The organism is Rhodobacter sp. SGA-6-6 (assembly GCF_011043545.1).
GTDB lineage: Bacteria > Pseudomonadota > Alphaproteobacteria > Rhodobacterales > Rhodobacteraceae > Pseudogemmobacter.
Genome location: NZ_JAAKGP010000003.1, coordinates 180,195 through 203,664, shown reverse-complemented (window position 1 = coordinate 203,664; position 23,470 = coordinate 180,195). Strand labels below are relative to the sequence as shown.

24 protein-coding genes are annotated in these 23,470 nt (G+C 68.9%); 12 read left to right on the top strand and 12 right to left on the bottom strand.

Translation table 11 applies throughout. From position 1 onward, the window contains the following. Positions 1 to 24 precede the first annotated feature (24 nt). The gene (locus tag G5B31_RS07450) at positions 25 to 471 is read left to right on the top strand and encodes a DUF4174 domain-containing protein (RefSeq protein WP_165015454.1); all 447 of its coding nucleotides are present in this window, start codon (positions 25 to 27) and stop codon (positions 469 to 471) included. Between the two features lie 37 nt (positions 472 to 508). Here the strand turns inward: G5B31_RS07450 and G5B31_RS07445 are convergent, their stop codons facing one another. From G5B31_RS07445 to G5B31_RS07420, 6 genes are all read right to left on the bottom strand, one after another. Next, the gene (locus G5B31_RS07445; protein ID WP_165015451.1) at positions 509 to 2,509 is read right to left on the bottom strand and encodes an acetyl/propionyl/methylcrotonyl-CoA carboxylase subunit alpha; all 2,001 of its coding nucleotides are present in this window, start codon (positions 2,507 to 2,509) and stop codon (positions 509 to 511) included. A 118-nt stretch (positions 2,510 to 2,627) separates the two neighbouring features. Further along, positions 2,628 to 2,846 carry a hypothetical protein gene (locus G5B31_RS07440; protein WP_165015448.1) on the bottom strand — a complete coding sequence of 73 codons (219 nt, stop codon included), beginning with the start codon at positions 2,844 to 2,846 and terminating at the stop codon, positions 2,628 to 2,630. 319 nt (positions 2,847 to 3,165) lie between these two features. Continuing rightward, positions 3,166 to 3,558 (bottom strand): hypothetical protein, encoded by a 393-nt coding sequence (locus tag G5B31_RS07435; protein ID WP_165015445.1) that lies wholly within the window; start codon positions 3,556 to 3,558, stop codon positions 3,166 to 3,168. Between the two features lie 144 nt (positions 3,559 to 3,702). Then, the gene (locus G5B31_RS07430) at positions 3,703 to 3,843 is read right to left on the bottom strand and encodes a hypothetical protein (RefSeq protein ID WP_165015442.1); all 141 of its coding nucleotides are present in this window, start codon (positions 3,841 to 3,843) and stop codon (positions 3,703 to 3,705) included. A gap of 211 nt (positions 3,844 to 4,054) precedes the next feature. Further along, positions 4,055 to 4,465: a DUF6497 family protein gene (locus G5B31_RS07425; protein ID WP_240904326.1), complete on the bottom strand. Its 411-nt coding sequence runs from the start codon at positions 4,463 to 4,465 to the stop codon at positions 4,055 to 4,057. Between the two features lie 3 nt (positions 4,466 to 4,468). Then, a complete protein-coding gene (locus tag G5B31_RS07420) occupies positions 4,469 to 6,001 on the bottom strand; it encodes an acyl-CoA carboxylase subunit beta (protein WP_165015439.1) in 1,533 nt (510 codons plus the stop codon). A 188-nt stretch (positions 6,002 to 6,189) separates the two neighbouring features. Here G5B31_RS07420 and G5B31_RS07415 point away from each other — a divergent pair, with 188 nt between their 5' ends. The 3 genes from G5B31_RS07415 to G5B31_RS07405 are packed head-to-tail and all read left to right on the top strand — an operon-like array spanning position 6,190 to position 9,233. After that, the gene (locus G5B31_RS07415) at positions 6,190 to 6,537 is read left to right on the top strand and encodes a DMT family protein (protein ID WP_165015436.1); all 348 of its coding nucleotides are present in this window, start codon (positions 6,190 to 6,192) and stop codon (positions 6,535 to 6,537) included. A gap of 41 nt (positions 6,538 to 6,578) precedes the next feature. Beyond that, on the top strand, positions 6,579 to 7,787 hold the full coding sequence (locus G5B31_RS07410; RefSeq protein ID WP_165015433.1) for a multidrug effflux MFS transporter: 1,209 nt from the start codon (positions 6,579 to 6,581) through the stop codon (positions 7,785 to 7,787). 48 nt (positions 7,788 to 7,835) lie between these two features. Further along, complete coding sequence (locus tag G5B31_RS07405) at positions 7,836 to 9,233, top strand: short-chain fatty acyl-CoA regulator family protein (protein WP_165015430.1); 1,398 nt, start codon at positions 7,836 to 7,838, stop codon at positions 9,231 to 9,233. On the opposite strand, the gene G5B31_RS07400 is transcribed toward G5B31_RS07405, so the two are convergent. From G5B31_RS07400 to betI, 4 genes are all read right to left on the bottom strand, one after another. Next, positions 9,230 to 9,469: a YdcH family protein gene (locus tag G5B31_RS07400; protein WP_165015427.1), complete on the bottom strand. Its 240-nt coding sequence runs from the start codon at positions 9,467 to 9,469 to the stop codon at positions 9,230 to 9,232. The genes G5B31_RS07405 and G5B31_RS07400 overlap by 4 nt on opposite strands. Positions 9,470 to 9,535: 66 nt before the next feature. Then, positions 9,536 to 11,185 (bottom strand): choline dehydrogenase, encoded by a 1,650-nt coding sequence (gene betA, locus G5B31_RS07395; RefSeq protein WP_165015424.1) that lies wholly within the window; start codon positions 11,183 to 11,185, stop codon positions 9,536 to 9,538. Further along, positions 11,182 to 12,174, bottom strand: coding sequence for a threonine/serine dehydratase (locus G5B31_RS07390; RefSeq protein ID WP_165015421.1), 993 nt, complete (start codon positions 12,172 to 12,174; stop codon positions 11,182 to 11,184). The genes betA and G5B31_RS07390 overlap by 4 nt, the downstream gene beginning before the upstream one ends. Further along, a complete protein-coding gene (gene betI / locus G5B31_RS07385; RefSeq protein WP_205911841.1) occupies positions 12,174 to 12,770 on the bottom strand; it encodes a choline-responsive transcriptional repressor BetI in 597 nt (198 codons plus the stop codon). Before betI ends, G5B31_RS07390 begins: the two co-directional genes overlap by 1 nt. Positions 12,771 to 12,857: 87 nt before the next feature. On the opposite strand from betI, the gene choX reads away from it, so the two are divergent. The 3 genes from choX (at position 12,858) to choV (ending at position 15,705) form a co-directional block, all read left to right on the top strand. Next, positions 12,858 to 13,787, top strand: coding sequence for a choline ABC transporter substrate-binding protein (choX, locus tag G5B31_RS07380; protein WP_165015415.1), 930 nt, complete (start codon positions 12,858 to 12,860; stop codon positions 13,785 to 13,787). A gap of 65 nt (positions 13,788 to 13,852) precedes the next feature. Beyond that, positions 13,853 to 14,686 carry a choline ABC transporter permease subunit gene (gene choW / locus G5B31_RS07375; RefSeq protein ID WP_165015412.1) on the top strand — a complete coding sequence of 278 codons (834 nt, stop codon included), beginning with the start codon at positions 13,853 to 13,855 and terminating at the stop codon, positions 14,684 to 14,686. After that, positions 14,683 to 15,705, top strand: coding sequence for a choline ABC transporter ATP-binding protein (choV, locus tag G5B31_RS07370; protein WP_165015409.1), 1,023 nt, complete (start codon positions 14,683 to 14,685; stop codon positions 15,703 to 15,705). The genes choW and choV overlap by 4 nt, the downstream gene beginning before the upstream one ends. Before the next feature lie 64 nt (positions 15,706 to 15,769). Here the strand turns inward: choV and topA are convergent, their stop codons facing one another. Both topA and dprA read right to left on the bottom strand, forming a co-directional pair. Beyond that, positions 15,770 to 18,349, bottom strand: coding sequence for a type I DNA topoisomerase (gene topA, locus G5B31_RS07365; protein WP_165015406.1), 2,580 nt, complete (start codon positions 18,347 to 18,349; stop codon positions 15,770 to 15,772). A 111-nt stretch (positions 18,350 to 18,460) separates the two neighbouring features. Beyond that, entirely contained in the window at positions 18,461 to 19,621 is a 1,161-nt protein-coding gene (gene dprA / locus G5B31_RS07360; protein WP_165016274.1) for a DNA-processing protein DprA, read from the bottom strand. A gap of 200 nt (positions 19,622 to 19,821) precedes the next feature. Between dprA and G5B31_RS07355 the strand changes: the two genes are divergently transcribed. The 5 genes from G5B31_RS07355 to G5B31_RS07335 all read left to right on the top strand — a co-directional run bounded on the left by G5B31_RS07355 (position 19,822) and on the right by G5B31_RS07335 (position 23,454). After that, on the top strand, positions 19,822 to 21,099 hold the full coding sequence (locus G5B31_RS07355) for a 4-aminobutyrate--2-oxoglutarate transaminase (RefSeq protein WP_165015404.1): 1,278 nt from the start codon (positions 19,822 to 19,824) through the stop codon (positions 21,097 to 21,099). Positions 21,100 to 21,207: 108 nt separating this feature from the next. Beyond that, positions 21,208 to 21,468: a YMGG-like glycine zipper-containing protein gene (locus G5B31_RS07350; protein ID WP_165015401.1), complete on the top strand. Its 261-nt coding sequence runs from the start codon at positions 21,208 to 21,210 to the stop codon at positions 21,466 to 21,468. A 95-nt stretch (positions 21,469 to 21,563) separates the two neighbouring features. Further along, positions 21,564 to 22,283: an energy-coupling factor ABC transporter ATP-binding protein gene (locus G5B31_RS07345; RefSeq protein ID WP_165015398.1), complete on the top strand. Its 720-nt coding sequence runs from the start codon at positions 21,564 to 21,566 to the stop codon at positions 22,281 to 22,283. Further along, positions 22,258 to 22,854 carry an energy-coupling factor transporter transmembrane protein EcfT gene (locus G5B31_RS07340; RefSeq protein WP_165015395.1) on the top strand — a complete coding sequence of 199 codons (597 nt, stop codon included), beginning with the start codon at positions 22,258 to 22,260 and terminating at the stop codon, positions 22,852 to 22,854. Before G5B31_RS07345 ends, G5B31_RS07340 begins: the two co-directional genes overlap by 26 nt. A 57-nt stretch (positions 22,855 to 22,911) precedes the next feature. Next, on the top strand, positions 22,912 to 23,454 hold the full coding sequence (locus G5B31_RS07335) for a biotin transporter BioY (RefSeq protein WP_165015392.1): 543 nt from the start codon (positions 22,912 to 22,914) through the stop codon (positions 23,452 to 23,454). The last annotated feature ends 16 nt before the right edge of the window (positions 23,455 to 23,470 follow it).

Genomic DNA, 23,470 nt, shown 5'->3' with positions numbered 1-23,470 from the left:
CGCGCCCTGCCCTATATCTGGGGCATGAAGCACCCGAACCGCCGTCTCTTCCTGGCCCTGGCCGCCATCGCCCCCCTGGCCGCAAGGGCCGAAGGGACCGCCGCCTTCGCCCCGGTCCCGGCCACCGAGGTGGTCGAGCCCGATCTTCTGTTCCTCCGCCGCCCGGTCGTCGTCTTCGCCGACAGCCCGAACGACCCTGCCTTCGTCCGGCAGATGGAGCTTCTGGCGCGCTACCATGCCGAGCTGGAGGCGCGCGACGTGATCCTGATCACCGACACCGACCCCGCCGCCCGGTCCGAGCTGCGCCAGAGGCTGCGCCCGCGCGGCTTCGCGCTGGTGCTGATGGACAAGGACTGGGGATCGGCGATCCGCAAGCCGCTGCCCTGGGACGGGCGCGAGGTGGTAAACGCCATCGACAAGATGCCGATCGCGCGATCGGAATCGCTGGAGAAGAACCCGGCCGGGCGGTAATCTTCTGATTTTCGACGAAAATCAGGGGCCCGGGCCATCACTCGAACTCCATGATCACGTCGTCCACCTTCAGGCTGGCGCCGGCGGCGGCCTTGATCTTCTTCACCACGCCCTTCTTCTCGGCCTTGAGGATGTTCTCCATCTTCATCGCCTCGACGGTGGCAAGGGCCTGGCCCTCCTGCACCTCCTGCCCCTCCTCGACGCTGATCTTCACCACCAACCCGGGCATCGGGCAAAGGAGGAAGCGCGAGGTATCCGGGGGCGCCTTCTCCAGCATCAGCCCGGCCAGTTCCTTCTGCCGCGGGGTCTGGACATGGACCTTCAGGTCCGCGCCGCGCAGCCTCATGCGGAAGCCCATCGGGATCTTGCCGACCTTGATCACCAAGGGCCGGCCGTCCACCGTCAGCCGCGCCAGCGGCTGGCCCGGGGTCCAGTCCGACTCCACCCGCAGGGAAGGGCCGCCGTCGATGCTGACGGTGGAGCCTTCGGGATCGGCGGCGATCTTCACCGCGAAAGCGCGGCCCTGCAGCGTGACGACCCAGTCGTCGCCCACCCGGCGGGTGTGGTTGTCCATGGTGCCGGAAATCCGGGTGCGGCGGATTTCGGCGACCCGGTTCATCGCCGCTGCCGCGGCGGCCACGCGCTGCAAGGTGGCCTCTTCCAGCGTCGCCCCCTGGAAGCCGTCGGGATATTCCTCGGCGATGAAGGCGGTGGTGATGTCGCCTTTCACGAAGCGGGGATGGTCCATCACCGCGCCGACGAAGGGCAGGTTGTGGCCGATGCCTTCCACCTCGAAAGTGTCCAGCGCCAGCCGCATCTCCTCGATGGCCTCGGCCCGCGTGGGTGCCCAGGTGCAGAGCTTGGCGATCATCGGGTCGTAGAACATGCTGATCTCGCCGCCCTCGTAGACGCCGGTGTCGTTGCGGACGATGCCGCCCGCAGTCCGCCCCTCGGCCGGGGGCCGGTAGCGGGTCAGCCGGCCGATGGAGGGCAGGAAGTTGCGGTAGGGGTCCTCGGCGTAGAGCCGGCTTTCCATCGCCCAGCCGTTTATCTTCAGGTCTTCCTGCGTGAACGGCAGCGGCTCGCCGGCGGCGACGCGGATCATCTGCTCCACCAGGTCGATGCCGGTGATCAGTTCGGTGACCGGGTGTTCGACCTGCAGCCGGGTGTTCATCTCCAGGAAGTAGAAGTTGCGGCTGCCGTCGACGATGAATTCCACCGTTCCGGCCGAGGTATAGCCCACCGCCTTCGCCAGCGCGCAGGCCTGTTCCCCCATCGCCTTGCGGGTGGCTTCATCGAGGAAGGGCGAGGGCGCCTCCTCGATCACCTTCTGGTTCCGGCGCTGGATGCTGCACTCGCGTTCGTGCAGATAGACGCAGTTGCCGTGCTTGTCGGCCAGCACCTGGATCTCGATGTGGCGCGGCTGCGTGACGAATTTCTCGATGAAGATGCGGTCGTCGCCGAAGCTGGCGGCCGCCTCGTTCTTCGAGGACTGGAAGCCCTCGGCCGCCTCCTGGTCGTTCCAGGCGATCCGCATCCCCTTGCCGCCGCCGCCGGCGCTGGCCTTGATCATCACCGGATAGCCGATCTCGCGGCTGATCTTCACCGCTTCCTCGGCATCGGCGATCAGGCCCATGTAGCCGGGAACGGTGGAGACCCCGGCACCTTGGGCGATCTTCTTCGAGGTGATCTTGTCCCCCATCGCCTCGATCGCCGGGGACGGCGGGCCGACGAAGACCACGCCCTCGGCCTCCAGCGCGGCGGCGAAGTCCATCCGTTCGGACAGGAAACCGTAGCCCGGGTGGACCGCCTCGGCCCCGGTGCGGCGGATGGCCTCCATGATCCGGTCGATGACGATATAGCTCTGCGCGGCCGGAGGCGGGCCGATGTGGATGGCCTCGTCCGCCATCTGGACGTGCAGCGCGTTGCGGTCGGCGTCGGAATAGACCGCCACCGTGGCGATGCCCATCTTGCGCGCGGTCTTGATGACGCGGCAGGCGATCTCGCCCCGGTTGGCGATCAGGATCTTCTTGAACATGGCTCCCCCTCAGACGGCCCGGGCCAACGGGCGCAAGGCAAAAGAAAAGGGGCCGGCCGGGCAATTGGCCCGGGCGACCCCGTGGTTCAGGATGTGCCGCCCTTCGGCGGCGGTCAGATCAGTAGCGCGGCTGGCAGGGCGGCAGGCCCAGTTCGATGCCGCAGGTGGCCGCACCGGCCAGCGCGCCGAGCGCGGCGCCGGCGACCATGTTTTCGTCCAGCGCATCGGCGACCAGCGCACCGGCGGCCGCGCCGGCGACGCCGCGCGAGGCCGGGTCCTGCATACAGGCCGACAGCGGAAGGGTGAGAAGGGCAAAGGCGATAAGGGATCTGCGCATATTCGACTGCCTCGTGTTGTGGTTGTTATTGGATGCGAATCTACCGCAAACCACGCGGATTCAAAGGGGAATCTGGCGCGGTTCACGGGATCGGCATCAGGCCGCCGACAGGAAAAAGGGTGCGATCCGGCCAGGGACGGGCCGGATCGCAGGGAAGGGGAAGGGTAACAAGTGTGACTATGCGGGCGCTGCCAGGGCAGACAGGAGCCCGCACCGCCAGACTGCCGGGGCGCTCGAGTCGGTGCAAACCCGATCTGCCGCGCCTGCGGGGCGTGCGCGGAGAAATGCCGGAAGGACAAGGGGTTGGGCGGAAACATGCCTAATCCTCGCCCTCGTCCCAGTCGAACCCGGCGGCATCCGCACCGGGGGCGAAGACCTCGGGGAAGGAGGCCTCGGCCCGCTTCACGTCGATGCGCAACAGCGCTTCGTAGGAGGCCGGATCGAACGGGTCCTCGGCCGGCACCACCTCGCGCCCGATGAGCCAGGACAGGCGGCCGGAGTCGAGGTTGCCGCGCTCGAACGGCTCTTCGCCGAAATACTGCCAGAGCGCGGCCATGAAGGCCTGGTCGGCCAGCCGGTCGACATGCTTGCGGTCCTTGAACCGCTCGCGCCGGACGATCTTCGTCGCGCCTTCCTTGACGTTGGCGCGGCGGATGGTGAATTGCAGGTCGGTGCCGGACAGCCGGCTGGGAAAGCCGCGGTGCTTCAGCATGGGGCGGCCCCCCGGGTCAGGGGCCGCAAGGCCGCATATGTCTGGAAAGGCTGCGCAATCGGGCCCGCGCGCCACAGGGCCTTCCCGCCAAGGGCAGGGTCGGCAGGGCCGGCGGCAGGTGCCGGCCGGCCCTGACGGAAGATCTTACTTGTATTTGCCGGTATAGGTCGGTTCGACCGAGACCGGCTCGTCCACGTAGACGACTTCTTCTTCAGCCTTCTGCGCGCAGGCAGCCACAAAGCCGACAAGGGCCAGGGCCATGACGATACGCATGCTCTTCTGCATCCTCTACTCCATAGTTCTTGGGGGGTTGAGAGGGGCATCATGCCCGACTGCCCCCATTGCGAGGTAAAGGCCGCTTGGGTTCGGCCTTCCGTCACCTTAGCCGAGAACCGCCGCGAAAGACACGGCAGCCGTCCCAAGTTGTTCGGCTGTGACTCCGTTACATCAGCGGCGGCAGGAACGCCACTGGCGATATCAAGATGTAGTGTCCGCATCAGAACATCTCCCAGATGCAGGAACCGTCCTGCAGGGAATAGGCCTCGAAGAACTGCACCGCATCGGGCGCCGGCTCGCCGAAGGGCAAGGCGCGGTCGGCGAAGGTGATGACGATCTGCTGCGGCGCGGGCACCATGCCCTCGGTCCGGGGCAGCGCGTAGCTGTCGCAGATCGCCTGCATATCGGCGCTGGCGTCCTCCTCCGGCAGCAGCCCCGGCACCACGAAGCGGAACCGCGCGGTGGCCCCCTGCGGGCCGGCGAGGTCGGTGATCACGTCCAGCGCCTGCACCACCCGGCCCGAGGGCACCGCGATCGCATCGCCCGCGGGCGGCGCCTCCTCCTCGCAGGCGCCCGCGGCCAGCAGCAGGCTGGCGGCAAGGGCGGCGGAGAGGCGGGAGACGGCGGCCATGGGTCAGAGCGGGATGTTGTCGTGTTTCTTCCAGGGGTTCGACAGCTTCTTGCCGCGCAGGCTGGCGAAGGCGCGCGCCACCCGCTTGCGGGTCGAATGCGGCTGGATCACCTCGTCGATGAAGCCGCGCTCGGCGGCAACGAAGGGATTGGCGAAGCGGTCCTCGTAATCCTTGGTGCGGGCGGCGATCTTCTCCGGCTCGCCCAACTCGCTGCGATAGAGGATCTCGGTCGCACCCTTGGCCCCCATCACCGCGATCTCGGCCGTGGGCCAGGCATAGTTGAAATCGCCGCGCAGGTGTTTCGACGCCATCACGTCATAGGCGCCGCCGTAGGCTTTCCGCGTGATCACGGTGACCTTGGGCACCGTCGCCTCGCCATAGGCGAACAGCAGCTTCGCGCCGTGCTTGATCACACCGCCGTATTCCTGCGCGGTGCCGGGCAGGAAGCCGGGCACGTCGACGAAGGTCAGGATCGGGATCTCGAAGGCGTCGCAGAAGCGGACGAAGCGCGCGGCCTTGCGGCTGGCGTCGATGTCGAGGCAGCCCGCCAGCACCATCGGCTGGTTCGCCACCACGCCGGTGGTCTGGCCCTCGATGCGGATGAAGCCGGTGATGATGTTGCCGGCGAAATCCTTCTGGATCTCGTAGAAATCGCCCTCGTCCGCGACCTTGCCGATCAGCTCCTTCATGTCGTAGGGCTGGTTCGGGTTGTCGGGGATCAGGGTGTCGAGGCTGTTCTCCAGCCGGGCCGGATCGTCGAAGAACGGCCGCACCGGCGCCTTCTCGCGGTTGGACAGCGGCAGGAAGTCGAACAGCCTGCGTATCTCGGCCAGCGCCTCGACATCGTTCTCGAAGGCGCCGTCGGCGACCGAGGATTTGCGGGTATGGGTGGAGGCCCCGCCCAGTTCCTCGGCCGTCACCACCTCGTTCGTGACCGTCTTCACCACATCGGGGCCGGTGACGAACATGTAGGACGAGTCCTTCACCATGAAGATGAAGTCGGTCATCGCCGGGGAATAGACCGCGCCGCCGGCACAGGGCCCCATGATGACGGAAATCTGCGGCACCACGCCCGAGGCCATGATGTTGCGCTGGAACACCTCGGCATAGCCGGCCAGCGAGGCCACGCCCTCCTGGATCCGCGCGCCGCCGGAATCGTTCAGCCCGATCACCGGCGCGCCGTTCTGCATCGCCATGTCCATGATCTTGCAGATCTTCTGGGCATGGGTCTCGGACAACGACCCGCCGAAGACGGTGAAGTCCTGGGAAAAGACATAGACCATGCGGCCGTTGATCGTGCCCCAGCCGGTGACCACGCCATCGCCCGCCGGGCGGTCCTGCTCCATCCCGAAGTCGGTGCAGCGGTGGCGGACGAACATGTCGAATTCCTCGAACGAGCCTTCGTCCAGCAGCAGATCGATCCGCTCGCGCGCCGTCAGCTTGCCCTTGGCGTGCTGCGCCTCGACGCGGCGGGCGCCGCCGCCCGCGCGCGCGATGTCGCGCCGGGCCTCAAGCTCGGTCAGGATGTCTTTCATGGGCTTCTCCCCCCAAGGATTCCCGCAGGATTTCGCGGGACCATATAGGCGATGCCGCAATGCGGAAAGCGGAATCGGGAAAATTTGCAAAGCATTGGCAGACTGATACAAGCTAATTGCATATCCGCAAAGAATTGCCGGCCGCCCTGCCCCGCTGTATGCCGCGGGAAACGCGCAAGGGGGCAAGGATGCCGCAGATTCCCGTTCCGGCGATGACGATCGGCCTTCTCTTGGCCTCGAACGTCTTCATGACCTTCGCCTGGTATGGCCACCTGAAATACAAGGCCGCGCCGCTGGCGGTGGTGATCCTGGTCAGCTGGGGCATCGCCTTCTTCGAATATGTGCTGATGGTGCCGGCCAATAGGATCGGCCACGGCCATTTCAACGCGGCGCAGTTGAAGACGATCCAGGAGGTGATCACGCTCAGCGTCTTCGTCCTGTTCTCCTGGCTCTACCTGAAGGAGCCGGTGACGCTGAAGACCATGGTCGGCTTCGGCTTCATCGGCATCGGCGCCTGGTTCATCTTCACCAAATAGCCCCCATGGACTTCGCGCCCGCCCGCGGCTAGCCAAGGGGCATGACGCGCGCCCGTTTCCTCGACCGCCGCACCCCGCCGGTGCTGGCCACGCTTGTGCTGGTGGCCGGGCTTTCGGCGCTGGCGATGAACATCTTCCTGCCCTCGCTGCCCGGGATGGCGGAGTGGTTCGGCGTCTCCTACGGGATGATGCAGCAATCGGTGCCGCTCTACCTGGCGCTGTCGGCCGTGCTGCAGGTGGTCATCGGCCCGCTGTCCGACCGCTACGGCCGCCGCAAGGTCCTGCTGTGGTCGCTGGCAGCCTTCCTGGTCGCCACGGTGGGGACGCTGGCCGCGCCCACCGCCACGGTCTTCCTGATCTGCCGCATGGCGCAGGCGGTGATCGCCGCCGGCATGGTGCTGTCCCGCGCCATCGTCCGCGACATCACCTCCGAAGCCGAGGCCGCCAGCATGATCGGCTATGTCACCATGGGGATGAGCCTGGTGCCGATGGTCGGCCCGGTCATCGGCGGCTGGCTGGACGATCTGTTCGCCTGGCAGGCCAGTTTCGCGCTGCTGCTGATCCTGGGGCTGGCGGTCACCGCGCTGGTCTGGGCCGACCTGGGCGAGACGGCAGAACTGCGCGAGGTCTCGATCCGGCAGCAGTTGCGGGAATATCCGCGCCTGCTGACCTCGCCGCGGTTCTGGGGCTACACCGGGGCGGCGGCCTTCTCCTCGGGCTGTTTCTACGCCTATCTCGGCGGCGCGCCCTTCGTCGGGACCGAGATATACCACCTGTCCTCGTCCCGCGTCGGCGCGCTGTTCGCGCTGACCGCCGTGGGTTACGGGGCAGGAAACTTCCTGGCCGGGCGGTTCTCGGTCCGCATCGGGCTGAACCGGATGGTGCTGGCGGGCTGCACCGTCACCACGCTGGGGCTGCTGGCGCTGGCGCTGCTGACCTGGGCGCGGCTGTCGGGGCCGGTGGTCTTCTTCGGGCTGACCATCTTCATGGGGCTGGGGAACGGCATCGCCCTGCCCAACGCCAATGCCGGCATCCTGTCGGTGCGGCCGGAACTGGCGGGCGCGGCCTCGGGCCTGGGCGGGGCGCTGATGATCGGCGGCGGCGCGGCGCTGGCCTCGGTCGCGGGGGCGCTGCTGCAGCCCGGATCGACCGAGATGCCGCTGGTGCTGCTGATGCTGGGGTCGTCCGTCGCCTCGGTGCTGGCGATCCTGCTGGTGATCCGGCGGGCGCGGCGGATCGGGCTGGGTTGACGGCGGCTTTGCAAAGCCCATAAGGCTTTTGCAAAGAGGAGCGAGCCGATGCCAGCCCAGAAGCTCTATGCCGGGGTCAAGCTGCGCGAGATCCGCGCCCGGCTGGGGCTGACGCAGAAGGCCTTTGCCGACAAGCTGGGCGTCAGCCTGCCCTATCTGAACCAGATGGAGAACAACCACCGCCCGGTTTCCGCCGCGGTGGTGCTGGCGCTGGCGCAGGAGTTCGGGCTGGACGTGACCGAGCTGACCGTGGGCGAAAGCGAGCGCCTGGTCAGCGACATGCGCGAGGCTTTGGCCGATCCGGTCTTCACCGCCGCCGCGCCGCCGCTGGCGGACCTGAGGCTGGCGGCTTCCAACGCGCCGGCGCTGGCGCGGGCCTTCCTCGACCTGCACCGCGCCTACCGGCAAAGCCACGAAAGGCTGGCCTCGCTGGACGAGGCGCTCGGGCGCGAGGATGCGGCGCTGCGGCCCTCGCCCTGGGAGGAGGTCCGCGACTTCTTCCACTATTGCGACAATTACATCGATGCGGTGGACCGGGCGGCGGAGCATTTCGCAACGCCCGCAGGCCCCCGGAAAGACATCGCAATCCTTGCCGAAGAGTGGCTTCGGCGGCAGGGCGTTACCCTGCACTATTCCGATAATGCCGAGATGCGCCGCTACGACCCGGCGGCGAAAAGGCTGGAGATCAGCGCCCGGGTGCAGGGGGCGACGCGGAGGTTCCAGCTGCTCTATCAGGTGGCGCTGATCACCCAGAACGACCTGCTGGAGGCGACGCTGGACCTCGCCCGCTTCTCCACCCCCGAGGCGCGAGACATCGCCAAGATCGGGCTGGCCAACTATTTCGCCGGCGCCGCCCTGCTGCCCTACCGCGCCTTCCAGGAGGCGGCCAGGGAGGTGCGCTACGATCTGGAGCGGCTGGCCGACCTGTTCGGTGCCAGCGTCGAGCAGGTGGCGCACCGGCTGTCCACCCTGCAACGGCCGGGGGCGAAGGGCATCCCGTTCTTCTTCGTTCGCGTCGACCAGGCCGGCACCATCACCAAGCGCCATTCGGCCACCCGGCTGCAATTCGCCCGCTTCGGCGGCGCCTGCCCGCTGTGGAACGTCCACGCCGCCTTCGAGACGCCGGGCAAGTTCCTGCGCCAGCTGGCGGAAACCCCGGACGGGGTGCGCTATCTCTGCCTCGCCCGCGACGTGTCGAAACCCGCCGGCGCCTTCCTCGCCCCGGTCCGCCGCTATGCGATCTGCCTGGGCTGCGAGGTGCGCCATGCGCATGAACTGGTCTATTCCGACGGGCTGGACCTGAAAGGGCGGTTCGAGCCGATCGGCATCTCCTGCCGGATATGCGAACGGCGGGACTGCCATCAAAGGTCGGTCCCGCCGCTGGAGCGCCGGCTGAGGGTGGACCCCGACCGGCGCGGGCTTCTGCCCTATGAGATCGCCGGCTAGGCCGCGCGCAGCATCCGCGCGATCTCGTCCTTCAGGCGCGAGCGCTGGCGGCGCAGGCCCTCTTCCTCCTCCTCGGTGATCAGGTCCAGCCGGGTCTCGGCCCGGTGCACCTTGTCGTTCACCTCGTCATAGTCCTCCAGCAGCTTGGCGAAACGGGCATTCCCGGTCTTCAGCGCGGTCAGCTTCTCGGCCTCGCCGGGGAATTCCTCCTGGAGGGTGTGCGGGGTATTGGACATGGCTATCTCCTTCTTTCTTCACCGATTCTAGGCGGGGAAAGGAAAGCTGCCTTTGATACCGATCAATTACCGCTGCGCCGTCCGCCAGTTCGGGTTGATCCAGGGCTCCACGTTCAGCGCCGGCAGCGGCGTGCGGCCGAGGATATGGTCCGCCGCCTTCTCGCCGGTCATGATCGAGGGGCCGTTGAGGTTGCCGTTGGTCACCTGCGGGAAGATCGAGCTGTCGGCGACCCGCAGCCCCTCCACCCCGATCACGCGGGTCTCGGGGTCCACCACCGCCATCGGGTCCGAGGCGCGGCCCATCCGGCAGGTGCCGCAGGGGTGGTAGGCGCTTTCGACATGCTCGCGCAGGAAATCGTCCAGTTGGGCGTCGGTCTCGTATCCCGGGCCGGGCTGGATTTCCGCTTTCACGAAGGGCTTCATCGCCTCCTGCCCGAAGATTTCCCGGGTCAGGCGGATGCAGGCGCGAAAATCCTCCCAGTCCTCGGGCGTGGACATGTAGTTGAAGCGGATCACCGGCGCGTCCTCGGGCTTGCCCGAGCGCAGGGTGACCGAGCCGCGCGACTTCGACCGCATCGGCCCGACATGGGCCTGGAAGCCGTGGCCGCCCGCCGCCGCCTTGCCGTCGTAGCGCACGGCGATCGGCAGGAAGTGATACTGGATGTCGGGATAGTCCACCCCCGCCTTCGAGCGGATGAAGGCGCAGGCCTCGAACTGGTTCGAGGCGCCGACGCCGCCCCCGGTCAGCAGCCATTGCGCCCCGACCCAGGCCTTGCCGAACAGGTTCCAGTATTTATACAGCGTCACCGGCTGGGCGGCGGCGAATTGCATGTAGATTTCAAGGTGGTCCTGGAGGTTGGCCCCCACCCCGGGGCGGTCGGCCACCACCTCGATCCCATGCTCGCGCAGATGGTCGGCGGGGCCGATGCCGGACAGCATCAAGAGCTTCGGCGAGTTGATCGAGGAGGCGGCGAGGATCACCTCGCGCCCGGCGCGGATCACCTTGCGCCCCGCGCTGGTGTCGACCTCCACCCCGACCGCGCGCTTGCCCTCCATCACCACGCGGCGGGCGAAACCGCGCGTGACCTGCACGTTGCCGCCCTTCAGCGCCGGCTTCAGATAGGCATTGGCGGCGGACCAGCGGCGGCCCTTCCAGATCGTCGCCTCCATCGGGCCGAAGCCCTCCTGCTGCTGGCCGTTGTAGTCGGCGGTCACCGGATAGCCCGCCTGGCGGCCGCTCTCGATGAAGGCATCGAACAGCGGGTTCGACCGGGGTCCGCGGGTGATGTGCAAGGGGCCGTCGGAGCCCCGCCAGTCCGGCCCCTGGCCGCCGTGGCTGTGCTCCATCCGCTTGAAATAGGGCAGCACGTCGGCATAGCGCCAGCCGTCCGCCCCCATCTCGGCCCAGGTGTCGTAGTCGCGGGCATGGCCGCGGACATAGACCATGCCGTTGATGCTGGAGGACCCGCCGATCACCTTGCCGCGCGGGGTGGCAAGGCGGCGGCCGCCGAGATGGGGCTCGGGCTCGGACTGGAAGCCCCAGTCGTAGATGCCCATGTTCATCGGGTAGGACAGCGCGCCCGGCATCTGGATGAACGGCCCGGCGTCGCTGCCGCCGTGTTCGATCACCACCACCCGCCGCCCGGCCTCGGCCAGCCGGTAGGCCATGGCGCAGCCCGCCGATCCGGCGCCCACGATGACATAATCGGCGTTCATTCCCGCAGTCCCCTTGCTTCCCCGACGATTTCCGCAAACCGGGCGAAGGGGATGTTGCCCCCGCTCGCCATCACCAGCACCGTCTTGCCCGCCACCGGCACCTTGCCCGCCAGAACGGCGGCCAGCGCCACCGCGCCGGAAGGTTCCAGCACCAGCTTCAATTCCTCGAAGGCCACCCTCATGGCATGGGCGGTTTCGGCATCGGTCACCGCCACGCCCTGAACGCCCGCCGTCAGGCAGGCGGCGAAGGGCGCCTCGCCCGGCATCGTGGCCTGCAGCGCGTCGCAGATGGTGGCGCCGCCCGAGACCTTGCGACGTTCGCCCACGGCCAGCGACTGTCCCATGCCGTCATAGCCCACCGGCTCCGCCGCCCGGATCGCCGCCTGCGGGTTGGCCGCCCGCACCGCCAGCGCGGTGCCGCCCATCAGCCCGCCGCCGCCGACCGGCGAGACCGCCACATCCGGCACGGCCCCCATCTGCGCCATCGCCTCCAGCGCGGCCCCGCCCTGCCCCGCCACGATGCGCGGGTCGTCGAACGGGTGCAGCAGCACCAACCCCTGCTCCGCCGCGATCCGGCGGGCGAGGTCGGAGGCCGCCTCTTCCCGCGGCCGGTCGCCGTGCTGCGACAGCTCCACCTTCGCGCCGAAGCCCTCGGTCGCCTGCCGCTTCATCTCCGGTGCGTCCGCGGGCATGACGATGGTCACCGGCACCCCCATCTCGCGCCCGGCCAGCGCCAGCCCTTGGGCGAAATTGCCCGAGGAATAGGCCACCACGCCGCGCGCCCGCTCCTCGCCGGTCAGACCGCAGAGCCGCCAATACGCCCCCCGCAGCTTGAACGACCCGGCCCGCTGCAGGCTTTCCGCCTTCACGCAGAGCCGCGCCGCGCCCGTGGCCCGGGTCAGCGACTCGCTTTCCAGCAGCGGCGTCTCGCGCGCCACCGCCTTCGCCGCGGCATGGTCGGCGGCCAGATCTGCGGCAGTCGGGATCATCACGCCCCGCCCTTCGGCGCCATCTCCGCCAGCGCCGCATCCAGATAGGCCAGCGCCATGGCGACCGCAGTCTTGCCGTCGGGCGCGCCGGTCTTCAGCACCTCGCGCAGGTAAAGCCCGTCGATCAGCGCCCCCAGCCCGTCGGCCAGCGCCGGCGCACGGTCGCCCGCCAGCGGCCGCAGCGCCGAGGCGAGGTTCGACCGGAGCCGCCCCTGATAGACCGCCAGCAGACGCCGCGCCTCGGGCACCGACTGCGCCAGCACCCAGAAGTTCAGCCAGGCTCCCACCGCCTCGCGCCGGAAGTTGCCGGGGCTGAAGCTGGCCCGCAGGATCGCCCGGATGCGGCCCATGTCGCCCTCGGCCGCGGCCAGCGCGCCGCGCACCTCGGCGCCGTAGAGCGTCAGGATATGGCGCATCGCCGCCAGGAACATCTCTTCCTTGGAGCCGAAATAGTGATGCGCCAGCGCCGGCGACATCCCCGCCCGCCGGGCGATCTGGCTGACCGTCACGTCGAGAGAGCCGGTGCGCCCGATCTCGACAATCGTGGCTTTCACCAGGGCTTCCTTGCGGATAGGCTCCATTCCAAGCTTCGGCATCGCGGCGGCCCGACAAAAACTCTTGCCAAACCGACGAAGCACGAAGTTTATTGACTCGTCAATCAACAAAAACGCCGGGGAGCAACCATGACCATCCGCACCACGCTTCTGACCACCGCCGTGACCTTCGCCCTGGCCGGATCGGCCTTCGGCGCGGGCTGCGACAAGATCGTCTTCTCGGATGTCGGCTGGACCGACATCACCGCCACCACCGCCGCCACCACGCTGGTGCTGGAGGCGCTCGGCTACGAGACCGAGACCAGCGTCCTGTCGGTGCCCGTCACCTATGCCGGGCTGGCCAACGGCGACATCGACGTCTTCCTGGGCAACTGGATGCCGACGATGGAAGGCGACATCGCCAGCTACCGGGAGGCCGGCACGGTCGACACCGTGCGCACCAACCTGGAAGGCGCGAAATACACCCTGGCCACCAACGAACATGGCGCCGCGCTCGGCATCAGCGACTTCGGCAACATCAAGGACCATGCCGAGGCGCTGGAATCGAAGATCTACGGCATCGAGGCCGGCAATGACGGCAACCGGCTGATCCTCGACATGATCGCCGCCGACCAGTTCGGCCTCTCCAGCTTCGAGCTGGTGGAAAGCAGCGAGCAGGGGATGCTGGCCGAGGTGGACCGCAAGACCGGCGCCGGCCAGCCCATCGTCTTCCTGGGCTGGGAGCCGCATCCGATGAACGCCAACTTCAAGCTGACCTACCTGGCCGGCGGCGACGAGGTGTTCGGCCCGGACTTCGGCGGCGCCGTGGTCAACACCAACACCCGCAAGGGCTATGTCGAGGAATGCCCGAATCAGGGCAAGTTCCTGCAGAACCTGGTGTTCTCGCTGCCGATGGAGAACGAGATCATGGGCGCGATCCTGAACGACGGCACCGACCCGCGCGAGGCCGCCAAGGCCTGGCTGGCCGCCAACCCCGCGGCATGGGAGCCCTGGCTGGACGGCGTGACCGCCAAGGACGGCAGCGACGCCAAGGCCGCCGTGGCCGCCGCGCTGCAGTGACCGGGGCGGGCGGGGATGCGGAGGAGCGCATCCCCGCCGCCTGACAGCCAGCACGGGGGATAGGTTTGGACTGGTTGGATATTCCGAAGATTCCGGTCGGATGGGCGGCGAAGCAGGTCGTCGACTGGCTGAAGGCCAATGCGCGCCCGCTGTTCGACGGCATCAGCGACGCCTTCGGCTGGCTGATCGATGCCACGCTGGCGGTGATCCAGTGGCCGCATCCGCTGGTGGTGGTGGCGCTGTTCGTGGCGCTGACCTGGGTATTGCAGCGATCGTGGAAGATCTGCCTCTTGGTGCTGCTCGGCTTCCTGTTCATCCTGAACCAGGGTTACTGGAAGGCGACCACCGAAAGCCTGGTGCTGCTGTTCTACTCCTGCCTGCTGTGCATGGCGATCGGGGTGCCGGTCGGCATCGCCGCCGCGCACAGGCCCCGGCTCTATGCCGCGATGTCGCCGGTCCTGGACCTGATGCAGACCCTGCCGACCTTCGTCTACCTGATCCCGGCGGTGGTGTTCTTCGGCCTCGGCATGGTTCCCGGCCTGCTGGCGACGGTGATCTTCGTCGTCCCGGCGCCGATCCGGCTGACCTACCTCGGCATCTCGGCCACGCCGCAGGCGCTGGTCGAGGCCGCCACCGCCTTCGGCGCCACCCCGCGGCAGAAGCTGTGGAAGGTGGAACTGCCCTATGCCCTGCCGCAGATCATGACCGGGCTGAACCAGACCATCATGCTGTCGCTGTCGATGGTGGTGATCGCCGCCATGGTCGGCGCCAACGGCCTGGGCATCCCGGTGGTGCGGGCGCTCGGCCAGAACAACTCGGCACTCGGCTTCGAATCGGGGATGGTGATCGTGGTGGTGGCGATCATGCTGGATCGCATGTTGAGGGTGGTCCGCAAATGACCAATGCCGTCGAATTCGACCGGGTGAGCATCGTCTTCGGCGAGGCGCCCGACCGCGCCCTGCCGCTGATGGACGCCGGGCAAAGCCGGGCCGAGGTGCAGGCGGCGACCGGGCAGATCCTCGGCGTCCACGATTGCTCGCTGACCGTGGCCGAAGGGGAAATCCTCGTCCTCATGGGCCTTTCGGGCAGCGGCAAGTCCACGCTTTTGCGCGGGGTGAACGCGCTGAACCCGGTGGTGCGGGGCGAGGTGCGGGTGCTGGACGGCGACCGCATGGTCTCGGTCACCAGGGCCGATGCCGCCACCCTGCGCCGGCTGCGCGCCACCCGCATCGCCATGGTTTTCCAGCAGTTCGGCCTGCTGCCCTGGCGGACGGTGCGCGAGAACGTCGGGCTGGGGCTGGAGCTGGCGGGGATTTCCCCGACCGAGCGGATGCCGCGGGTGGACCGGCAGCTGGCGCTGGTGAACCTGTCGCAATGGGCCGACCGCAAGGTCGGAGAGCTGTCGGGCGGGATGCAGCAGCGCGTCGGCCTCGCCCGCGCCTTCGTGACCGAGGCGCCTATCCTGTTGATGGACGAGCCCTTCTCGGCGCTCGACCCGCTGATCCGGGCCAAGCTGCAGGACGAGTTGCTGGAGCTTCAGTCCCGGCTGAAGCGCACCATCATCTTCGTCTCCCACGATCTGGACGAGGCCTTCAAGATCGGCAACCGCATCGCCCTGATGGAGGGCGGGCGCATCGTCCAATGCGGCACCGCGCGCGAGATCATCGCCAATCCGGTCTCGGATTACGTCGCCGATTTCGTCGCCCACATGAACCCTCTGGGGGTGCTGACCGCCCGCGACGTGATGGCCCCGGGCGAAGGCGGCAGCCGCGAGGTCGGGCCGGAGACGCCGGTGAAGCAGGTGATGGAGGCTTTGCGCAGCGGGGCGGAATCGCTGGCGGTGGTGGACGGCGGGCAAAGGCTGGGGGTGATCCGCTCGGCCGATGTGATGGGCAAGCTCTTGGACCCGCGGGGATAGCCGAAGGCGGCGGGGGGCCTTCTGCCCCCCGCACCCCCCGAGAGTATTTGGATCAAGAGGAAGATCAGGCCGTCTTTGCGGTCTTCTTGGCAGGGGCTTTCTTCGCCGCAGGCTTTGCCGCCGCCTTCTTCGCCGGGGCCTTGCGCGCGGCGGTCTTCTTGCCCTTGCCGCCCTTCGCCGCCTTCTCGGCGATCAGTTCCAGCGCCTGCTCCAGCGTCACCTCTTCCGGCGCGAGGTCCTTCGGCAGGGTGGCGTTCACCTTCTCCCACTTGACGTAGGGCCCGTAGCGGCCCGGCATCACCTGCACCTCGCCGCCGTCGGGATGCGCGCCCAGCACCTTCAGCGGGCCCGCGGGGGCAGAGCCGCGGCCGCCGCGCGCGGCCTTCTGCGCCAGAACCTCCATCGCGCGGTTCATGCCGATGGAGAAGACCTCCTCGACATCGGAGATATTGGCATAGACCGGCCCGTGCTTGACGTAAGGCCCGAAGCGGCCGATCCCGGCCTCGACCGGGGCGCCGTCCTCGGGGTGCGGGCCGATCAGCCGCGGCAGCGCCAGCAGGTCCAGCGCCCGCTCCAGCGTGAGGCTGTCGGGCGACCAGCCCTTCGGCAGGCTGGCGCGGTCGGGCTTCGGCTGCGCCTCCGTCGCCTCGCCGCGCTGGACGTAGGGGCCGAAGCGGCCGGCCCGCAGGCTGATCTCGTTGCCCGCCGCATCCTGCCCGAGGATGCGCCCGTCCGAAGCCACCGCTTCCGCATCCCCGGCCAGCGGCCTTGTGTAGCGGCATTCGGGATAGTTGCCGCAGCCGATGAAGGCCCCGCCGGAACGCGCGGTCTTCAGGTGCAGCCGGCCGGTGCCGCAGGTCGGGCAGGCGCGCGGGTCGCCGCCATCGGCCCGGGGCGGGTAGAGATGGGGGCTGAGGAAATCGTCGATTTTCTCCAGGACCTCGCCGATGCGCAGGTCGGCGGTTTCCGCCACCGCCGCGCTGAAATCGCGCCAGAAGCGGGAGAGGACTTCCTTGTAGTCCCGTTCCCCGGCCGACACGTCGTCCAGTTCCGTCTCCAGATCGGCGGTGAAGTCGTATTCCACATAGCGGCGGAAGAAGTTGGCCAGGAAGGCGGTGACCAGCCGGCCCTTGTCCTCGGGGAACAGCCGGTTCTTCTCTTTCCGCACATATTCGCGGTCGACGATGGTGGTCAGGATCGAGGCATAGGTCGACGGGCGGCCGATCCCCAGTTCCTCCATCCGCTTGACCAGCGTCGCCTCGGTATAGCGCGGCGGGGCCTGGGTGAAATGCTGGTCGGGGGTGATCGCACCCTTCTCGACCGCCTCGCCCTGCATCACCTGCGGCAGGCGGCCCTCGTCGTCTTCCTCGCCGTCCTGCCGGTCGTCGCGGCCCTGGTCGTAGACCTTCAGGTAGCCGTCGAACAGCACCACCTGCCCGTTAGCGCGCAGGCCGACCTGCCCGTCCGGGCTGGTGACGTCGACCGTGGTGCGCTCCAGTCGCGCCGCGGCCATCTGGCTGGCGATGGTGCGCTTCCAGATCAGGTCGTAGAGCCGGCGCTGGTCTTCCTCGACCCGGATCTTCTCCGGCCCGAGACCCATGTCGGTCGGCCGGATGCATTCATGCGCTTCCTGCGCGTTCTTGGCCTTGTTCTTATACATCCGCGGCGAGTCGGGCACATAGGGCTTGCCGAAGCGCTGTTCGATCTCGGCCCGCGTCGCCATCACCGCCTCGGGCGCCATGTCGATGCCGTCGGTCCGCATATAGGTGATGTAGCCCGCCTCGTAGAGACGTTGCGCCGCGTTCATGCACTGCTTGGCGCCCATGCCGTATTTACGGCTGGCCTCCTGCTGCAGAGTGGAGGTCATGAAGGGCGGCCAGGGATTGCGGGTGGCGGGCTTCGATTCCACGCCCGAGACGGCGAAGGTGCGGGAAGTGACAGCCTGCACCGCCAGCTCCGCCGCGGTGGCGGTCGGGATGTCGAACTTCTGCAGTTTCTTGCCGCCGAGGGTGACGAGCCCGGCCTCGAACTCCTGCCCGCGCGGGGTGCGCAGCACCGCCTTCACGGTCCAGTATTCCTGGGCCTTGAACGCCTCGATCTCCATCTCGCGTTCCACGATCAGCCGCAGGCAAACCGATTGCACCCGCCCGGCCGACCGCGCCCCGGGCAGCTTGCGCCACAGCACCGGCGACAGGGTGAAGCCGACCAGATAGTCCAGCGCCCGGCGGGCGAGATAGGCCTCGACCAGCGCCTGGTCGACCTCGCGCGGCTCCTTCATCGCCCGGGTCACCGCGTCCTTGGTGATGGCGTTGAAGGTGACGCGGGCGACCGTCTTGCCCTTCTTCAGGCTGCTTTGCAGGGCTTCCTTCAGGTGCCAGGAGATCGCCTCGCCCTCGCGGTCGGGGTCGGTGGCGAGGATGAGGGTATCGTCGGTCTTCAGCGCTTCGGCGATGGCCCGCACATGCTTCTTGCTTTCCGGCGCGACCTCCCAGGTCATGCCGAAATCATGCTCGGGATCGACCGAGCCGTCCTTGGCCGGCAGGTCGCGGACATGGCCGTAGGAAGCCAGCACGGTGAAGTCCGGGCCGAGATATTTGTTGATCGTCTTGGCCTTGGCCGGAGATTCGACGACGACGACTGGCATGGAATCCCCTTTTGCTCCGACGGCACGCAGGCGGGGCTAGATGTGGGCCAAAGGGGGGGGTTGTCAACCGCGGCGGTCGCGACCCCGCAGTCCGGCGGTGCGAAACCGGCCTCAGTTGCGGCTGAGCAGCCCGCCCGGCTGGCGCAGGATCCGCCCCTCCAGCTCCAGCGCCAGCAGCGCCGGGGCCAGATGCGCCGGCGGCAGGGCGAGGTCGCGGATCAGCTGGTCCTCGGCCAGCGGACTGGGGCCAAGGCGCGAGAGGATGCGGCTATGCAGTTCCGCCATTTCCGCAAGCGGGCGCGGTGCGGGCACCGGGCCGGGCAGCGGCGGCTCCTCGGCCAGCGCGGCATCGGCGACCGCATCGGCGGAGCGGCGGGCGGGTTCGCCAAGCGCCTCCAGCACATCGGCCGGGCCGCGGACCAGGGTGGCGCCATCGCGGATCAGCATGTTGCAGCCCGAGGCGCGGGCGTCGAAGGGATGGCCGGGCACCGCCATCACCTCGCGCCCCTGGTCGGCGGCGTTGCGGGCGGTGATCAGGCTGCCGGAACGCGCCGCCGCCTCGACCACGATCACCGCGCGCGACAGCCCGGCGATCAGCCGGTTGCGCAGCGGGAAATGCCTTGTCTGCGGGGTGGTCCCCATCGGCTGTTCGGAAAGCCGCAGGCCGCGCTGGCGGATGTCCTCGGCCAGGGCCGCATTCTCCTCGGGGTAGATGGTGTCCACTCCGCCCGCCTGCACCGCAACCGTGCCGGTGGCCAGCGCCGCCAGATGCGCGGCGCGGTCGATGCCGCGGGCAAGACCGGAGACCACGGCAAAGCCCGCCTGCCCCAGCCCCTCGGCCAGCCGCGTCGCCATCCGCAGCCCGAGGGAGGAGGCATTCCGTGCGCCCACCATCGCCACCATCGGCCGGTCCAAGAGCGCCAGGTCGCCCTGCGCCCAGAGCACCGGCGGGGCGTCGTTCAGGTCCATCAATGCCGCAGGATACTGTTTTTCGCCGAAAAACAGGGCCACCGCCCCCGCAACCCGCGCCTCGGCCAGTTCGGCGCGCACGACCTCCGGCGGACAGGCGCGATAATCCTGCACGCCGGCGGCCCGGGCCACCCCGGGCAGCGCCTCCAGCGCCGCGGCGGCGGAACCGTGTTCGGCCAGCAGCCGGTGGAAGGTGACCGCGCCGACCCGGCGGGAACGGATGAGGCGAAGCCAGTCCAGGCGCTCGTCCTCCGATCGGGGTGGTGTGGGGTGTGTGGGGTTCGAAAAGAAGCCGTCCGCCATTCCCATCCTCGCCTCATCCGCGAGTCGCAGCATGGACCGGCGAGGGTTAACGAATGCTGAATCGGGACCGGAATTCCGCAATCGCCGGGCTGGCCCGATCCAAGGCCCCGATCTGGCGCTATCTCCTCGATTGATAGGCGGGGGGAAACTTGATCAAATAGCGCCAGATCGGGGCAGGCCCGCCCCAAGGGAGCAATGCCATGAAGAACGCAGATGTCGCCAAGCGCCGGGACGAGGCCATTTCCCGCGGCGTGGGGATGCAGACCCAGATCTATGCCGACCGCGCCCTGAACGCCGAGGTCTGGGACATCGAGGGCAACCGCTACATCGACTTCGCCGCCGGGATCGCGGTGGTGAACACCGGCCACCGCCACCCCAAGGTGATGGCCGCGGTGCAGGCGCAGCTGGAGAAGTTCACCCACACCTGCCACCAGGTCATGCCCTACGAGCCCTATATCGCGCTGGCCGAGCGGCTGAACGCCGCCGTGCCGGGCAACTTCGCCAAGAAGACGATCTTCGTCACCACCGGGGCCGAGGCCTGCGAGAATGCGGTGAAGATCGCCCGCATCGCCACCGGGCGCGATGCCGTCATCGCCTTCGGCGGCGGCTTCCACGGCCGCACCTTCATGGGCATGGCGCTGACCGGCAAGGTGGAACCCTACAAGAAAGGCTTCGGCAGCATGATGCCGGGCGTCTTCCACGTGCCCTTCCCGATGGGGCCGCAGGGGATTTCCACCAAGGACGCCATCGCCGGCCTCGAAAAGCTGTTCAAGGCCGATGTCGACCCCGCCCGCGTCGCCGCCATCATCTTCGAGCCGGTGCAGGGCGAGGGCGGCTTCAACCCGGCGCCGACCGATCTGGTCAAGGCGATCCGCGCCCTTTGCGACCAGCACGGCATCGTGATGATCGCCGACGAGGTGCAGACCGGCTTCGCCCGCACCGGGCACCTCTTCGCCATGGAGGCGCACGGCGTCGCCGCCGACCTGACCACCATGGCCAAGGGCCTTGCCGGCGGCCTGCCGCTGGCCGCCGTCACCGGCCGGGCCGAACTGATGGACGCCGCCAACCCCGGCGGCCTGGGCGGCACCTATGCGGGCAACCCGCTGGGGATCGCCGCGGCGCACGCCGTGCTGGACGTGATCGAGGAAGAGCAGCTCTGCGCCCGGGCCAACGAACTCGGCTCGCGCCTGAAGCAGAAGCTGGAGGAGATCCGCGCCAGCACGCCCGAGATCGTGGACATCCGAGGCCCGGGCTTCATGGTCGCGGCGGAATTCGCCAACCCCTCGACGAAAGAGCCCGACGCCGGCTTCACCAACCGGGTGCGGCTGGAGGCGCAGAAGCGCGGGCTGATCCTGCTGACCTGCGGCGTCTACGGCAACGTGGTGCGCTTCCTCGCCCCGATCACCATCCCCGAGGCGCATTTCACCGAGGCGCTCGGCATCCTCGAAGCCTCGGTCGCCGCCGCGCGCGCGGGCTGATCGGCGGTTTTCCACCATCCTGCGGCGGGCCTGTCCCGCCGCAGGGAACCGATCCGCCGCTGGCGGGTATCCCCTTGCGTCAAGACTCGCACACCGAAGGGGATAGAGATGAAAATTCACCTGTTCATGCCGATCGCTGCCCTTGCCCTGGCGGCCTGCGTCGCCTCGCCCGAACAGAACACCGCCGTCGGCGCGCTGTCCGGCGCAGCCATCGGGGCAGCCGTCTCCGGCGGCGACGACAAGGTCCAGGGCGCGCTGACCGGCGCCGCCGTGGGCGCCATCGCCGGCACCATGATCGGCCAGACCAACCAGCCCGGCAAATGCTATTACCGCGACGCGAACGGCAACCGCTTCATCGCCAATTGCTGATCGCGGCCTGAGACGGGGGGCGGGATGACCCGCCCCCTTTTGCATTGCCACCCCATCGGACGGCAGGTATCACCCCGGCCGAAGACGGGGGCGGCATGGGCGGGATCACCCTTCAGGACGCAGGCTATTCCGCGGGCGGGAAGGTCATCCTCTCCGGCCTTTCGCTGCATCTGGAAGAGCCCCGCATCGGCATCGTCGGCCGCAACGGCAGCGGCAAGACCACGCTTCTGCGGCTGATCGCCGGGCTGGTGGCGCCCTCCGCCGGCACCGTCCGGGTCGACGGGATAAACCCTTTCGCCGACCGGAAAGGGGCGTTGTCCCGCCTCGGCATCCTGTTCCAGAACCCCGAGCACCAGATCCTCTTCCCCACCGTCGAGGAGGAACTGGCCTTCGGCCTGCGCCAGCAGGGGATGCCGCAGCGACAGGCGCTGGAGGCCGCCCGGGCGGCGCTTGCCGCCGAGGGCCGGGGGCATTGGGCGAAAGCCCCGGTCTCCACCCTCTCCGGCGGGCAGAAGCATTGGCTCTGCCTGCAGGCGGTGCTGCTGATGGCCCCCGCGACGATCCTGCTGGACGAGCCCTTCGCCGGCCTCGACCTGCCCAGCATCGCCCGGGTCTCGCGCCGGCTGGCCGCGCTGCCGCAGCGGCTGGTGACGATCTCGCACGACACCGCCGCCGTGGCCGGGGCCGACCGGGTGATCTGGCTGGAGGCCGGGCGCATCCGCACCGACGGTCCCCCGGCCGAGGTGCTGCCCGGGTTCACGGCCGAGATGGCACGGATCGGAGAGGCCGATGCTGACGCTGACCTCGCCGGTTGAGACGCCGCTGCACCGCCTGCCCGCCGGGGCGAAACTGGCGGCGCTGGCGGTCTTCACGCTTGTGCTGTTCCGCCTGTCTTCGCCGCTGCCGCTGGCCGGGGCGGCGGCGCTGGTGGCGGCGCTGCACCTGCCCTGGGGCCGGACCTTCGCCCTGCACGCCCTGCGGATGCTGCGCCCGCTCTGGCCCTTCGTGGCCGTGGTCGCGCTCTGGCACCTCTGGACGCGGGACCTGCACGGCGGCGCGGTGATCCTGCTGCGGATGGTCGCCGCCGTCGCCGCCGCCAATCTCGTCACCATGACCACAAGGCTGTCCGACATGCTGGCGGTGTTCGAGACCCTGGCCCGCCCGCTGTCGCCGATCCTGCCGCCGCGTCGGCTGGCGCTGGCCTTCGCGCTGGTGATCCGCTTCATCCCCACCCTCTCCGACCGGATGGCGCTGCTGGCGCAGGCCTCCCGCGCCCGCAGCCCGCGCCGCCCCGGCTGGCGGCTGGCCGTCCCCGCCACGCTGGCGGCGCTGGACGGGGCCGATCAGGCCGCGGAGGCCTTGCGCGCCCGGGGCGGAAGCGACTAGACCTTGCCCGGCAGCCGGAGCCGGGGCCACGGCACAGTCCAAAGACAAGGAAGACCGATGGAACGCGACCTGACCCATATCGCCCTTTTCGCCGCGCTGGTGGCGATCCTCGGCCTGGTGCCGCAGATCACGCTGGCCGGCGGGGTGCCGATCACCGCACAATCGCTGGGGATCATGCTCTGCGGCACCGTCCTCGGGGCGAAACGCGGGGCGCTGGCGGTGCTGTTGTTCCTGGCGCTGGTCGCGGCGGGCCTGCCGCTGCTGTCGGGCGGCCGCGGCGGCATCGGCGTCTTCGCCGGGCCCTCGGTCGGCTATCTGGTCGGCTTCCCCGTCGCCGCCTTCGTGGCGGGCTGGATCATGGAGCGGACCACCCTGCCCGCCGGCCTTGCCGCCGGCGCGGCCTCGGTCATCGGCGGCATCGCGGTGCTGTATCTCTTCGGCATCCCCGGCATGGCCATCGTGCTGGACAAAACCCTGCCCGAGGCCGCGATGCTGGGCATGGCCTTCCTGCCCGGCGACATCCTGAAGGCGGTGCTGGCGGGCTTCGTGACCCAAGGCATCGCCCGGATGCGCCCGGGGTCGCTGCTGTCGCGGGCCTGACCGCTCCTCGCTCGCC